The 14484-nt window shown below is 66.4% G+C and carries 14 protein-coding genes and 1 pseudogene; 7 read left to right on the top strand and 8 right to left on the bottom strand.

The genetic code is table 11. From position 1 onward, the window contains the following. The first annotated feature begins 2 nt into the window (after positions 1-2). The gene (glmS, locus tag G6032_RS15170; RefSeq protein ID WP_165283009.1) at positions 3-1838 is read left to right on the top strand and encodes a glutamine--fructose-6-phosphate transaminase (isomerizing); all 1836 of its coding nucleotides are present in this window, start codon (positions 3-5) and stop codon (positions 1836-1838) included. 201 nt (positions 1839-2039) lie between these two features. Here glmS and G6032_RS15165 read toward each other — a convergent pair whose 3' ends face one another. The 8 genes and pseudogenes from G6032_RS15165 to G6032_RS15130 all read right to left on the bottom strand — a co-directional run bounded on the left by G6032_RS15165 (position 2040) and on the right by G6032_RS15130 (position 6864). Next, complete coding sequence (locus G6032_RS15165) at positions 2040-2294, bottom strand: type II toxin-antitoxin system ParD family antitoxin (RefSeq protein WP_165283008.1); 255 nt, start codon at positions 2292-2294, stop codon at positions 2040-2042. A gap of 126 nt (positions 2295-2420) precedes the next feature. After that, positions 2421-2654: a CopG family transcriptional regulator gene (locus G6032_RS15160; RefSeq protein WP_165283007.1), complete on the bottom strand. Its 234-nt coding sequence runs from the start codon at positions 2652-2654 to the stop codon at positions 2421-2423. Continuing rightward, complete coding sequence (locus G6032_RS15155) at positions 2644-2907, bottom strand: BrnT family toxin (protein WP_165283006.1); 264 nt, start codon at positions 2905-2907, stop codon at positions 2644-2646. The genes G6032_RS15160 and G6032_RS15155 overlap by 11 nt, the downstream gene beginning before the upstream one ends. 171 nt (positions 2908-3078) lie before the next feature. After that, entirely contained in the window at positions 3079-3372 is a 294-nt protein-coding gene (locus tag G6032_RS15150; RefSeq protein WP_165283005.1) for a type II toxin-antitoxin system RelE/ParE family toxin, read from the bottom strand. After that, positions 3360-3545: a hypothetical protein gene (locus tag G6032_RS15145; RefSeq protein ID WP_165283004.1), complete on the bottom strand. Its 186-nt coding sequence runs from the start codon at positions 3543-3545 to the stop codon at positions 3360-3362. The genes G6032_RS15150 and G6032_RS15145 overlap by 13 nt, the downstream gene beginning before the upstream one ends. A gap of 147 nt (positions 3546-3692) precedes the next feature. Beyond that, positions 3693-3947 (bottom strand): BrnA antitoxin family protein, encoded by a 255-nt coding sequence (locus tag G6032_RS15140; protein WP_165283003.1) that lies wholly within the window; start codon positions 3945-3947, stop codon positions 3693-3695. Then, positions 3944-4189: pseudogene (locus G6032_RS15135) on the bottom strand (BrnT family toxin); the annotation flags it as partial. The gene G6032_RS15140 and the pseudogene G6032_RS15135, both read right to left, overlap by 4 nt. Before the next feature lie 680 nt (positions 4190-4869). Further along, the gene (locus tag G6032_RS15130; RefSeq protein WP_165283002.1) at positions 4870-6864 is read right to left on the bottom strand and encodes a tetratricopeptide repeat protein; all 1995 of its coding nucleotides are present in this window, start codon (positions 6862-6864) and stop codon (positions 4870-4872) included. Between the two features lie 177 nt (positions 6865-7041). Here G6032_RS15130 and iadA point away from each other — a divergent pair, with 177 nt between their 5' ends. Genes iadA through G6032_RS15100 form a run of 6 tightly spaced genes read left to right on the top strand, consistent with a single transcriptional unit; the run spans position 7042 to position 14484 of the window. After that, positions 7042-8178, top strand: coding sequence for a beta-aspartyl-peptidase (iadA, locus tag G6032_RS15125; protein WP_165283001.1), 1137 nt, complete (start codon positions 7042-7044; stop codon positions 8176-8178). Next, on the top strand, positions 8178-8999 hold the full coding sequence (locus G6032_RS15120; RefSeq protein ID WP_165283000.1) for a cyanophycinase: 822 nt from the start codon (positions 8178-8180) through the stop codon (positions 8997-8999). The genes iadA and G6032_RS15120 overlap by 1 nt, the downstream gene beginning before the upstream one ends. Positions 9000-9003: 4 nt before the next feature. Further along, the gene (cphA, locus tag G6032_RS15115) at positions 9004-11787 is read left to right on the top strand and encodes a cyanophycin synthetase (RefSeq protein ID WP_165282999.1); all 2784 of its coding nucleotides are present in this window, start codon (positions 9004-9006) and stop codon (positions 11785-11787) included. A 15-nt stretch (positions 11788-11802) separates the two neighbouring features. Beyond that, entirely contained in the window at positions 11803-13554 is a 1752-nt protein-coding gene (locus G6032_RS15110) for a Mur ligase family protein (protein ID WP_165282998.1), read from the top strand. Beyond that, positions 13551-13922: a Spx/MgsR family RNA polymerase-binding regulatory protein gene (locus G6032_RS15105; RefSeq protein ID WP_165282997.1), complete on the top strand. Its 372-nt coding sequence runs from the start codon at positions 13551-13553 to the stop codon at positions 13920-13922. The genes G6032_RS15110 and G6032_RS15105 overlap by 4 nt, the downstream gene beginning before the upstream one ends. A gap of 1 nt (position 13923) precedes the next feature. Further along, positions 13924-14484 (top strand): ECF-type sigma factor, encoded by a 561-nt coding sequence (locus G6032_RS15100; protein ID WP_165282996.1) that lies wholly within the window; start codon positions 13924-13926, stop codon positions 14482-14484.

Here is a 14484-nt window from a genome sequence, read left to right as displayed (position 1 = left end):
GAATGTGCGGAATCGTGGGCGGGATCGCCGAACGGGACGTGGTGCCTATCCTGATGGAGGGCCTGCGCCGGCTTGAGTATCGCGGCTACGACTCGGCCGGGCTGGCCGTGGAAGTGGGCGGTGGCTCCATCGAGCGGCGCCGTACGGAAGGCAAGGTGCAACGTCTGGGCGACGCGCTGAGCGAGTCGCCGTTGTCCGGCCACTGCGGCATCGCCCACACCCGCTGGGCCACCCACGGCGTGCCGAGCGAGCGCAACGCGCATCCCCAGGTATCCGGCCCCGGCGTCGCCCTGGTCCACAACGGCATCATCGAGAACCACGAATCGCTGCGGCGTGAATTGCAGTCGCGCGGCTACGAGTTCGTCTCGGAGACCGACACCGAGGTGGTCGCGCACCGGATTCGCAGTTACCTGGACGAGTCTCCTGACCTGCTGGCGGCCGTGCGGCGCACGGTGGGCGATCTCGAGGGCGCCTATGCGCTGGCGGTGATGAGTTCGGACGACCCGGACAAGATCGTCGTGGCGCGCGCCGGCTGTCCCGTCGTGATCGGGCTGGGCATCGGAGAGAACTTCGTCGCCTCGGATGTCGCCGCGCTGCTGCCGGTGACCCGGCGGTTCATCTTCCTTGAAGAAGGGGATCTTGCGCTGGTGACCCGCGGCGCCGTGGAGACCTGGGATGCGGCCGGCGAAGCCGTGCAGCGTGTCGCGAAGGAAAGCGCGTTGTCGGCGGACGCGATGGAGCGCGGCCAGTACCGCCACTTCATGCAGAAGGAAATCCACGAGCAGCCGCGTGCCGTGGCCGAGACGCTCAGCGAACGGATCGGCGCCGGCAAGGTGCTCGAGGCCGCCTTCGGTCCCGGGGCGCCCGCGGTGTTCGACGCGACGCGCGCGGTGCAGATCGTGGCGTGCGGCACGAGTTACCACGCCGGCCTGGTGGCGCGCTATTTCATCGAGCGCTACGCGCGGATCCCCTGCATGGTGGAGATCGCCAGCGAGTACCGTTACCGCCAGCCGGTGGTGCCGGAGGGGACGTTGTTCGTGGCGATCTCACAGTCCGGCGAGACGCTCGATACGCTGGAGGCGCTGCGTGCCGCGAAACAGCTCGGCTATCTCGCGACGCTCGGCATCTGCAACGTACCGGAGAGCGCGCTGGTGCGCGAGTCGGCGCTGACGCTGATGACCCGGGCGGGGCCCGAGATCGGCGTCGCCTCGACCAAGGCGTTCACGACGCAGCTGGCTGCGTTGTCGCTCCTCGGTCTCGTGCTGGCGCGCCGCTCACCCGGCGGCACCGAGCTCGAGAGCGACCTGGTGCGCCAGCTCGCGGGCGTGCCGGCCCTGCTGGAGCGGATCCTGGAGATGGAAGCGGGGATCGAGGTGCTGGCCGAGCGTTTCGCCGACAAGCACCACGCACTGTTCCTCGGCCGTGGGATCCAGTTCCCGGTGGCGCTCGAGGGCGCGCTGAAGCTCAAGGAGATCTCCTACATCCACGCCGAGGCCTATCCCGCCGGCGAACTCAAGCACGGGCCGCTGGCGCTGGTCGATGCGGAGATGCCGGTCATTGTCGTCGCGCCGAACAACGAGCTTGTGGAAAAGCTCAAGGCGAACATGCAGGAAGTCAGCGCTCGCGGCGGTGAACTGTTCGTGTTCGCGGACCCGGAGACGGGCATCCAGGACGGTCCGGGCGTCACCGTGATGGAGATGCCGGCCCATATCGAGGACTTCCAGGCGCCGATCGCCTACACGGTGCCGCTGCAGTTACTCGCCTACCACGTGGCCCTGCTCAAGGGGACCGATGTAGACCAGCCGCGGAACCTCGCCAAGTCGGTGACGGTGGAGTAGTCGTGCCGTGGGGATGATTGTGTCACCGAACAATAAAGTTCTTTCCAAGTCGTCGGTGTTCGCGACAAAAATAGTCGCAAACAGGGAAACAAAGTCGATAACTTGCTGATGTCGACCTCCTCCGGCTTGTCACAGGCCTCCCCCGACGGTCGCCAGCAGGCGCTTCCGATTCCGCCTTCGGCGTGACGCGCAGCCTAAGCACTAATTCGGCGCCTTCACCCGCCTTCGGCCAGCCGCCTTGACAGCCGCTAGATCGAGCGGCTTGGATCTACCGCTTGACTCACCCTCAGCCAGGGCTCGCCGCAACGTGACGAGACGTTCTTGGGCCTGCTGGTCTCGCCGGATGACATGGCGGATATACTCACTATCATTGCCGAAGTGCCCGCTTTCAATCTGGCCCTTCACCCAGTCGTCTTGTTGTTTAGTCAGCGTGATGGTTTTGCGGTGCATGCTCATAGGCGGTGCTCCTGAAACGGCAAAAGTATGGCATTGTCATACTCCCCTCTCGCGCCTGATCAACACCCTCACCTCTTGTCGCCCAACGACCAGAATCAGCCGCGCTGTTCACTGCGCCGGCTGCATTCATTTGTTAGAAGCCGACTGCTCAAGACGCTCGGCCAACCAGACCTTGATGATTGACTGGCGCGTTACGCCCAGCCGACTGGCCTCTTTGTCGAGGGACTCGATCATCCACGTGGGGAAGTCGACGTTCACTCTCTTTTGGGCCTGCAGGGGCCGGCGCGCCTTGGAAAGATCCAGGGCGCGGGCAACGCTCTTGCCGTTGTCGAAGTCGGCATCAAATTTCTTAGCCTTCATAAATGGCCACCTCCTCGGAACGAGAACGGCGCACGGAAATAATTCTGATGTTCTCACTGCGATAAGTGATCACGGCTGACCAGTGCTTCCCGTCGATACGCCCAATCACCAATAACCGCGGTTCATCAACCGTAACAGCCGGGATCTCGATTAAGTCCGGGTCACTCCAGAGCACCTGCGCTTGGACAAAGTCGATACCGTGCTTTTCGAGGTTCGCACGGCTTTTGCTCTCGTCGAACTCAAACGCCAGCATGGTATAAAAACTATACCTTTACGGGTCACGGCGCAAGAGCCACCGGGGCCCGGCCTGGAGGCTTCTAACGCTCACGCTGAGCCGCGTTTGACGGCGACCGACCGGAGCGATAGCGAAGGGAGGGAGCGATCAAACGTCGGTCTCCAGCGTGAAGTAAGATGTCTTGGCTCATCAGATTTGGTACTTGCTGATATCGAGCGCACCATGAAAGACGCCGAGCACATCAATACCGCCGTCGTCCTTCACCAGGTAGGCGATCCGATAATGCCCATATAGCAGCACACGCACATGCCGGTCGGAAGCCCAATGTCGCGAACCCATTTCCGGAAACTCCGACAATCCCTGCGCCCTGTCGTAGATCCCCTGCACCGTGGCCGCCGCAGCTGGAGGATTGTCGGCCGCAATGTAATCGTAGATGTCGCGCAGCCAGCGCTGGGCTTCCTCAGTCCAGACTACTGTTGCCATTGCCTGATTCGGCGCCCCATCTCCTCGTTGGAAACGATACGGCCAGCATCCGAATCAGCGAGTCCACGCTGAATCATCAAGTGAAACGCAAGTTCGCGAACAATTTCCTCGCCGGTACTATCGTCCGGCTGCTGCTGAATCAAGTTCGCGAGCTCATCTTTTGCGGTAGACATAGACCACCTCCTGCTAGGCGAGTCTGCCACAACAACGGCAGCACGGTCATGGGCATCTAACGCCCTGGATAATCCGCGATGAAGTCTGGCGCGGACCGTGTGTATGCACGGGCCGTGACGGTCGGCATCGTCAGGTTCATCCAACAGTTAGCTGGCATGCTTCAGCTCTTCACGGACAACCCGGCGCAACGTCTCCTCCAATGGCTCGCGAGCCTGTCCCATGTAGTCCCGCAATGCACGATTGATCAGCGTCTGGTAATTGCCGCCACCCGCCTCATCAACCTGGCCCTTGAACCAGTCGATAACATCCTGGTCGAGGCGGATTGTGATTCGGGTCTTGCCCGGCGGTGTTCTCACCACCGGACCACGCTTGCCCTTAACGAAGTCGTACTCTTTCCTCATCGGCCTTCCTCGTACTGTCGGCGTTCGCCTCTTGACGCCTTGCGTGACGAAATGATCCGAATCCATTCGCGGCGATGGGTGAATACCGTCACCAGAACACGGCCATTCGGATCCATGCCCAGCGACACGAAGCGGTCTTCGTCTTCCGAGTCGGGATCAGGAATCGTGACCGCAGAGTCATCGGACAACGCGATTACAGCGTCAGCGAAGTCGACGCCGTGCTTTGCGGCGTTCCGCCTCGCCTTGGCCGGATCCTACTCGTAGTCCATTGCGACAGAGTGTATGTACGCGCGTGCACTGAGTCAAGGCGAGGCGGCCGGGCAATCCTGCCAGCTAACGACCAAGTTAAGCGGGTACGCCGGCGCCAGCCGGTGTATTCCGCTGAAACGCATAGTTAGGCCGAGCCACGATGGCGACCCGGAAGGAAAGATATCGCTCTGGCGAGCAACCAAATAGCCAACCCGACAGACAAGTACAAGAAAGCGTTTAGGCCGGCGGCGAGAAGGACGAATTGAACAGAGCACCAGGACAGCGCGCCTGGGCAGGTTTCAGCGGCCATCAGCACGATGGCGGGTGGACAAAGCACCATGGAGGCGGCTTGAAGAGGCGGGTGCCATGAATTCGGAGAAACCGAAAACACCGCGATAAGCGCTACCGTGACCGCAAAGCCGATAGTAGCCCAACCCAGTAACCATTTTTTCAGCGAGATTCTAGCCATCGTGGCCTAACAATATGTTCTTGCCATCGTGTCGATAGAACACGCGGCACGGTGACGCAACAATTTGCCGGTCTCAAGGGCCCTTCAGCTACGGTCTACCTCTACTGATACACGGCGCGAAGCGAGAACTCCGGGCGCAGGCGCACCGGAAAAGTGCGGGGCACTGCCGGCCCGCGCCTGCGGGCCGCCATCCGCCGCCGTCCCTTAAGCGCCCGCGGCGCGCCGCGCCGCCAACTCGTCCCGCATGCGCCGACGCTCAGCCTCCCAGTACGCCTCGATCGCCCGGAAGCGCGGATCATCCCGCACGGCGTCCCACAGCGGATTCAGGGCGAATTCGGCGGCGGATGGCCAGACCCCGGCTTCCTGCGCTCGTTCGAGGAGATCGAGGGCAGCCTCGTCCTGGCCGCGCATCAGGGCGAGGCGCGAGCGCTGGAACAGGCGCCAGCCTTCGCTGCCGCGAGGGACCGCCCGTTCAATACTTTGCTCGGCCGCCTCGATGAGGGCGTCCGCCGGCTGGCCGGCGAGGCTCAGCACGCCGGCCGCGGTCACGGGCCAGAGCCCGAGCACGAATGCGCGATGCTCCTCGACGAGATGCGCGGCCGCGGCAAAATCGCGGTTCAAGAAGTGGAAGCTGATCATGCAGCCCGTACCGAAGGACGGGTGTTGCACTGTGGACTCCAACCGCTTCGCCGCCGCTTCAAACTGTGCGAGGTCTCGTGCTTCCAATGCCAGGCTCATGAGCACGCATTCGAGGCGCTCGGGGTGCGGCGTGATGTGCTGAAAGGCCCTGCGGAAAGCCGCCTCCGCGGCATCGTAATCGGCAAGCCACATATACACGCTGGCCAGGCTGTTCAGCAGGCCGGGATCGCCCGGCTCCAGGGCCACCGCGCGCTCGAGCTTTTCCAGCGCCTCGAGCAGTTCTCCGCGCCCGGCCAACAGCACGCCCTGCGGGTGCAGCACCTCCGCAGAACCCGGTTCCAGATCCGCCGCCAGGCGGAACTGCTCCAGCGCAGCGTCGTGCTGGCCCCGCAGTTGAAAGGCCCGGCCCAGTGCCACGTAGCCAGCGGCCCGGTCGGGCGCCACGCGGATCGCGCGTCGCGCCGCTTCGACACCTCGCTCCCAGTGCTCGCTGGCAGACTGTTCGCTTCCCGGGATCGATGACCGGATCAGGTGAACGCGGGTCATCAGCGCCCAGGCTTCGGCATACTCCGGGTCGAGCTCGAGCGCGAGGCCCAGGTAACCCTCTCCCTCGTCCACGGCTGCCGCGATTTCGGCCGGCGTGCTCAACACGCGACGCTCCAGCGCCCTTGCCCGCAGCAGGTACTCGTAGGCCGCGGTGCTGCTCGTGCCCTGCTGCGCCAGCAGCTGCCGGTCGCGATCCGTGAGCTGCAACTCCAGCTGCTGCGCGATCCGTTGCGCGATCTCGGTCTGGACGCTGAAGATGTCGGCCAGCTCCCGGTCGAAGCTGTCGGCCCAGAGATGCGCGTCGTCGGCCGCGCGGATCAGCTGGCCCGTGATGCGGACCCGGTCGCCTGCTCGCCGCACACTGCCTTCCAGGACATGATCCACGCCCAGTTCAGCCGCGATGGCCGGCAGGCTCAGCTCGCTGTCCTTGTATCGCATTACCGAGGTGCGGCTGATGACGCGCAGCCCGCTGACGCCGGCCAGGCGGGTCAGGATGTCCTCGGTCATGCCGTCGGCGAAAAACTCCTGCTCGGGGTCGGTGGACATGTTGGCGAAGGGCAGCACGGCGACCGAGGGACGCCGGTCGGCGGCCGCAGGCGCGGCGGGCTCGGCCGGGGCTGCGCCCGCCGCTGCGCCCGCCGCTGCTTCGGGCGCCGGCAAGCGCGGATCCTCGGAGACAAGCCGGTCAAGGGCGAGAAAACCGATGGCGAGCACCGCCACCACGACGGTCGCCCAATTCAGCCGATGCCCCGTGCCCGCCGAGGATTCTGGTTTCCCGGAACCGCCGGTGTCACGTTCCAGCCCTTCGGGCGTCAGCTCGTAGATCCACGCCAGGCCCAGGGCGGGGATAAATCCGATCACCAGCAGGACGACCAGGCCCCGCAGGAATCCGTCCGGTACCTCGAAGATCGGCAGCACCGTCTCGGCCACCTCGATCACGAGCCAGGCCGATACCACGTAGAGCATGGCTACGCGGAAGACTTTGCGACGCTTCAGTTCGGCAAGCAGGCTCACGAGCTCCATCCTCCGCAATCCAGCCGATCGCCGGCAGGGTCGCGGACCCGGCGGCAGGCGTCAGGATAACCGCGAGCCCCCCAAATTTGGATACTTTGGCGGTCGATCATCCGCGGGGATGACCAAATGACCATCCGACGCTAAGCTACATCGTTTCATCCGCAAGGACGCCAGCCGGTGCTCACGCTGCTCAAGAACGCCCACGTCTTTGCGCCGGAAAATCGCGGCATCCAGCACCTGCTGATCGCCGGCGGGCGCGTCGCCTGGCTGGGCGCCGACCTGGACGAATTGGGCGCCTTGAAAGCGGTCGAGATCGTCGACCTGCAGGGCCTGCGGCTGATCCCCGGCCTGGTCGACGGGCATGCCCACTTGACCGGCGGCGGCGGGGAGGCCGGCTTCGGCAGCCGGGTCGCGCCGGTGCAGCACGCGCATTTTCTCGACGCCGGCATCACCACCGTGGTCGGCGTGCTCGGCACCGACGACACCACTCGCGATACCCGCTCGCTGGTCGCCCAGGCCCTGAGCCTGCGCGAACTGGGGGTCAACGCCTGGTGCCATACCGGCGGCTACCATGTCCCGCCGGTGACCTTCACCGGCAGCGTGCGCGACGACATCGTCTTTCTCGACCCGGTCATCGGCGTCGGCGAGGTGGCGCTTTCCGACCACCGGTCCAGCCAGCCGACCCTGGTCGAGATCCTGCGCATCGCCAGCGACGCCCATGTGGCCGGCCTGATCACCGGGAAGGCCGGGATCCTGCACCTGCACCTCGGCGACGGCGAGCGCGGGCTGGACCTGGTGCGCCGCGCGCTGGCCGAGACCGAGTTGCCGGCCCGGGTGTTCAACCCGACCCACGTCAATCGCAACAAGGCCCTGTTCGAGGAGGCCGTCGACCTGGCCAGGGCCGGCTGCACGGTGGACATCACCGCCTTTCCGGTTGACGGCGAACCGTTGGACGACGAATGGCCGGCGGACGTCGCCCTGTTGCGCTACCTGGACTCGGGCGCACCGTCGGAGCGGATCACCCTCAGTTCCGACGGCGGCGGCTGCCTGCCGGTATTCGATGCCCAGGGTGAAATGCAGCACTTCGACATCGGTCGCCCGGCCACGCTGACCGAGACGCTGACGCGGTTGGTCGCCGGCGGCCAGTCGCTGGACCGTGTGCTGCCGGCCTTCACCCTCAACCCGGCCCGACTGCTGCGCTGCCACGATCGCGGCCGCATCGCAGTCGGCGCGGCCGCCGACCTGGTCGTGCTGAACGACGCTCATGGCATCGACAGGGTCATGAGCCAGGGAACCTGGAGAACCACCCGCTGATGTGCCCCTCAGGAGAACGCAACAACAAGAATCGCGGCTACATCATCCCGATCGGTGGCGCCGAGGATAAGTTTCACAACCCGGAGATCCTGGATCGCTTCATCACCGAGTGCGGCGGCAAGACCGCCCGCATCGCGATCATCCCGACCGCCTCCGAGCTGGCTGAGACCGGGCCGACCTACGAGAAGCTGTTTCGCAAGATCGGCATCAAGCATGCGGCTGTGCTGCCGATCGTCACCCGCAAGGACGCCAACGATCCCGAACACCTCGCCTACATCAACAAGTCCGACGGCGTGTTCATGACCGGCGGCAACCAGTTGCGGCTGTCGACCACGCTGGGGGGCACCGAGACGGCCATCGCCATCCGCCGCCGCAATGCCGCAGGGATGCACGTAGCCGGGACATCCGCTGGCGCAGCCTTCATGCCTGAACACATGATCGCCGGCGGCCGCGAGGGCTCGACGCCGACCCCCAACAAGGTCACCCTCGCCCCGGGCCTGGGCCTGACCAACAGCTTCATCATCGACCAGCATTTCCGTCAGCGCGATCGCCTCGGGCGCCTGCTGACCGCCCTGGCCTACAACCCCTTTGCAGTCGGCATCGGACTGGACGAGGACACCGCTGCGTTCATCCGTCCCGGCGACGATCTCGAGGTCGTCGGCAGCGGCGGCATCACCCTGGTCGATCCCAGCGAGCTCAGTTATTCCTCCATGGACCGCGCCCGCGAAGGCGAGCCGGTCAGCCTGGTCGGCGTCAAGCTGCATATCCTCATCGCCGGGGGTCGTTTCGAAATCCTGACAAGGACCGCAAAAGCGGAATGACCCGATGAAAATCCTCAGCACCAATATTTATGTCGGCCCGAACCTTTACGCGAACTTCCCGGTCATTCGCTACATCCTCGATCTCGGCGAGCTGGAGCACTGGCCCTCCGTCCGGCTCGGTGACGCCTTTATCGACGGCCTGCGCCAACGCCTGCCCGGCCTCGACGACCACGGCTGCTCCTACCGCGAGCCCGGCGGGTTCATACGTCGCCTGCGCGAGGACGAGGGCACCTGGCTCGGGCACGTGCTGGAGCACGTCGTGCTGGAGTTGCAGAACATCGCCGGCGCCGACGTGAGCTTCGGCAAGACCCGCTCGATCGAGGGCAAGCCGGGCCACTACACGGTGGTGTTCGAGTACGAGGACGAGGCCGTCGGCTGCGCGGCCGGCGAACTCGCCCTCGAGCTGCTGTACAGCCTGCTGCCCGAGGCGCTGCGCCCCGCGGGTGCGCCGGGGCCGGACTGGGATTTCGAGGAGGCGCGCGATCGCTTCATCCGTGACGCCCAGCGCCGCGCCTTCGGCCCCAGCACGGCCTCGCTGGTGCGCGCCGCCGAGGAACGCGGGATTCCCTGGATACGCCTTAATCGCCAGAGCCTGGTCCAGTTCGGCCATGGCCGCGTCCAGCAGCGCATCCAGGCGACCACCACCAGCCTGACCAGCAACATCGCGGTCGAACTGGCCTCGGACAAGGAAGAAACCAACCAGATCCTGCGCGACCTGGGCTTGCCGGTGCCCCGGCAGCGCCTGGTCCAGGGCGTTCGCGATGCCGTGAGGGCCGCCCATGGCATCGGCTTTCCCGTGGTCCTGAAACCGCTGGCCGGGAATCACGGCCGCGGCGTCTCGATCGGGCTGACGACCGACGAGGAGGTGGAGGCGGCCTTCGCCAAGGCGGCCGAGTACGGGCGCAACGTGGTGGTGGAAAGCTACATCGAGGGCTTCGATCACCGCCTGCTGGTGATCAACGGCGAGCTGGTGGCCGCAGCCAAGCGCATCCCGGGCCATGTCGTGGGCGACGGCCGTCACACGATTGCCGAGCTGGTCGACATCGCCAACCAGGATCCCCGGCGCGGCATCGGCCACGAAAAGGTGCTCACCCGCATCGAGCTCGATGCCCAGGCCGAGCGCCTCCTAGCCCGCAGGGGATACGACTTCGGCACCGTGCCGCCGGATGGCGAGATCGTGTACCTGCGCTCCACCGCCAACCTGTCGACCGGCGGCACGGCCATCGACGTGACCGACGAGATTCACCCCGACAACCGCGACATGGCGATCCGCGCGATCCAGGCCATCGGCCTGGATATCGGCGGGGTCGATTTCCTCACCGCCGACATCACCGGCTCCTATCGCGAAGTGGGCGGCGGCATCTGCGAGATCAACGCCGGCCCGGGCTTTCGCATGCATGTCGCGCCGAGCGAGGGCGAGCCCCGCGACGTCGCCGGCCCCGTCCTCGACATGCTGTTCCCGGACGACGCGCCACGCACGATTCCCATCGCGGCCATCACCGGCACCAACGGCAAGACCACGACCGCACGCATGCTGGCCCATATCCTCAAGATGCGCGGCTACACGGTGGGACTCACGTCCACCGACGGCATCTACATCGACGGCCAGCTGACCGTGTCCGGCGACATGACCGGGCCGGTGTCGGCGCGCATGATCCTGCGCGACCCCTCTGTCGACGCCGCCGTGCTGGAGACCGCACGCGGCGGGATGGTGCGCAGCGGCATGGGCGTCATGTCCTGTAACGTCGCGTGCTGCCTGAACGTGTCCGGCGACCACCTCGGCCTGGGCGGCATCGACACGATCGAACAGCTGGCCGAAATCAAGCGCATCCCGATCGAAGTGGCGACCGACGCCGCCGTGCTCAACGCCGACGACCGGCTGTGCCTCGGAATGGCCGACTACACCGAGGCCAGCCGCCTCTGCTACGTCACCATGAAACCGGGGCATCCGCTGGTGAAGGAGCATGTGCGCGCCGGCGGGCAGGCCTTCGTGCTGGAAGAAGGCATGAACGGCCACATGATCACCATCTACGACCAGGGCAAGCACATGCCCCTGCTGTGGACGCACCTGGTGCCCGCCACCCTGCAGGGTCGCGCCCTGCACAACGTGCAGAACGCCATGTTTGCCGCGGCGCTGGCCTACAACATGCACCTCAGCCTGGACGACATCCGCCAGGGCCTGCGCACCTTCGACGCCACCTACTTCCAGGCGCCGGGCCGCATGAACGTGTTCGACGATCATCCGTTCAAGGTGATCATGGACTATGCCCACAACCCGGCCGCAGTGCGGGCCATGTGCAGCGTGGTTGACCACTTCGAGGTCGAGGGACGGCGCCTGGTGGTAGTGAGTGCGCCGGGCGACCGGCGCGACCAGGACATCCTGGAGATCGCCGACGTTGTCGCCGGCCATTTCGATCACTTCATCTGTCGCTGCGACGACCATCGCCGCGGCCGGGGACCGGACGAAGTGGCCCAAATGCTCAAGGCCAGGCTGATCGAAAAGGGCGTCAGCGAAGACCGGATCGACGTCATTCCGGACGAATCGGCGTCCATCGAGCATGCGCTGAACATGGCGGCGCCGGGCGACCTGGTGCTGGTGCTGGCCGACAAGGTCAAGCGCAGCTGGAAGCAGATCGTCCAGTTCAAACCCCACCTGGGGCATGCCCCGGCGGTCCGGCGTCCCGAGACCATCGTGGTGCCCGACATCGAAGGCTTCAGCCTCGATGCAAACATCGCCCTGGTCAGCGACGAACGCGGGGTGCGTATCGCCCGGGAAGACGCTGACTAAGCGGGAGCCGTGTCCATGGAACTGCTGGACTGCCGACGCCTCACCGGGCCCAACCTGCTCTGGGATCGTCCTTCCGTGGTGATGGACATCGCCTGCGAACCCGGGGAGGCCCTCGAAATCCGGCCCAGGCTGGAGGCCGAGGTCCTGCGCCTGCACCAGTGCCTGGGCTGGGGCGCATGCGACTTCAGCGCCCGGGCCAGGATCGGCGGCCTCAGCCTTGCCTTCGACGGGCCGATCGACCGCCTGTATGCAGGCATCGCCCTGGCGGAGGCTGCCTGGCAGCGCTGCGCCGGTGCCGCGGATTCCCGCGGAAGCGTGATCGATGGCGTGATCGATGGCGCGGTCGAGGAAGCGACCGATCGCGTGGCCAATCACGCGATCGATGACGCGATCGCGGCCATCCGTGAACGCGCCGCCGAGGAGGGCAATCCGGCGTTGCTGGCCCTGCAGGCGGCCGCAGGTGAACACCAGGCCCCGTTCCTCTGGGACGATGACGCGGTCTCGATCGGTTTTGGCGCCTCGGCCAGGACGTGGCCATCGCGGTGCCTGCCACAGGTCGATGAAATCGACTGGGCGGCGCCACGCCGCATCCCGATCGCCCTGGTCACCGGCACCAACGGCAAGACCACCACCGCGCGCATGTGCGCCCACATCCTGCGCGCGGCCGGCCACAGGGCCGGCTCGTGTTCCACCGAGGGCATCTGGATCGACGACCAGGTCCTGGATAGCGGCGACTACGCCGGCCCCGGCGGCGCGCGGGCCATCCTGCGGCACCCCGAGGCCAGCGCCGCCGTGCTGGAGACGGCCCGCGGGGGGCTGCTGCGGCGCGGCCTGGCGGTCGAGGAGGCCGACGTCGCCCTGGTCACCAATATCGCCGCGGACCACCTGGGTGATTTCGGCTCCCGCAGCCTCGACGAACTGCTCCAGATCAAGTGGGTCATCAGCCGCGCGGTGCGCCGCGGCGGCACCCTGGTCCTGAACGCCGACGACGAACGGCTGGTCGCGCAGGCCCGCGACTATGCGGGACGGATCGCCTGGTTCAGCCTGGACCCGGACCGGCGGGACATCGAGTTCAGGCCGGACGACGGCTGGCTGATACGCGAACGCGACGGCCGCCGGGAGCGGTTATGCAGGATCGACGAGATTCCGTTGGCCCTGGACGGCGCCGCCCGCCACAACGTCGCCAACGCCCTGGCCGCCGCCGCCGTCTGCAGCCAGCTTGGCGTCGGCACCGAGGCCATCGCCGCGGGCCTGACCCGCATGCGCCATGAAGACAATCCGGGGCGGGGCAATTTCTACACGGTCGAGGGCGCGCGCGTGATCGTGGATTTCGCCCACAACCCGCACGCCATGGCCGCCATCGCGGAGCTGGTCTCGGCCCTGCCGGCCGAACGACGGCTGCTGGCCTTCGCCCAGGCGGGCGACCGCACTGACGAACTGCTGCGCGAGTACGCACGCCATGCCTGGGCCCTGGGTCCCGAGCGCATCATCATCTCCGAACTGGCGAAGTACGCCCGCGGCCGTGCGCCCGGCGAGGTCTACGGCATCCTGCGCGATGAACTCATCCGCTGCGGCTGCCCGCCCGACGCCATCATCCATGTCGATACCGAGCCTCAGGCGCTGGACAACGCGCTGGCCTGGGCGCGGCCCGGCGACCTGCTGGTCATGCTGGTGCTGGCCGACGCCGCGGCGGTGCGCGCCCGGCTCGCAGGCCTGGAACCGCAGGGGCGCACGTCAAGCCAGCCACTGTCCGGCGGGGCCCCATGAGCGCGCCGGATGCCCTCCTCTACGGACTGGACACCTGCGATACCTGTCGCAAGGCGCGCAACTGGCTCAAGCGCTTCGACATCGCACACGAGTTCGTGGACTACCGTGCCAACCGCCTGGCGCCGGAAACCCTCAGGGACTGGGCCGCCCAACTGGGCGGTTGGGACAAGCTGGTCAACCGTGCCTCGACCACCTGGCGCCAGCTGCCCGAGCCGCGCAAGTCGCCCGGGAGTGATCCGGAGTGGACGCTCCTGATCAGGGAGCACCCTGCGCTGGTGAAACGGCCGGTGCTGGTGACCGCGGACGGGGCCGTCAGCGTCGGCTTCAGCGATAATGCCTGGAAGCTGCGCTTCGGGATGAAAAAATGAGATGAAGCCGGAACAAGCGAATGTCACGCGTCTGCTGCGTGCCTGGAGCGACGGGGATGCGGGCGCCCTCGACACGCTCACGCCGCTCGTCTACGAAGAGTTACGGCGCCTGGCCCGACGTGCGTTTCGCGGCGAGCGGCCGGGTCACACGCTCCAGCCCACCGCCTTGGTCAACGAGGCTTTCGTGCGCCTGGCTGGAAGCGACGTCGCCTGGCAGGATCGCAAGCACTTCTTCGCCCTGGCGGCGCGCATGATGCGCCGGATTCTCGTGTCGCATGCCACGGCCCGCAGCGCGTCCAAGCGGGGCGGCGGGGAGATTCGCGTGACGCTCGATGAGAGCGCAGTAGGCGGGGCGGTCCCGGACGACCGGCTGCTCGACCTCGATGCCGCGGTGTCGCGCCTTGCGACGCTCGATCCGCGCCAGGCCGACCTGGTGGAGCTGAACGTGTTCTCGGGCCTGACCTTCGAAGAAATGGCGTCGGTCACGGGCCTCTCCACGAGCACCATCGACCGTGAACTGCGGCTGGCCCGGGCGTGGATCAAGCGCGAGCTCACAGGCTGA

It is taken from the genome of Wenzhouxiangella sp. XN24, assembly GCF_011064545.1.
Taxonomy (GTDB): Bacteria; Pseudomonadota; Gammaproteobacteria; order Steroidobacterales; family XN24; genus XN24.
Note: the sequence above shows the minus strand (reverse complement) of the source record. Positions and strands in the feature narration are given on the sequence as shown.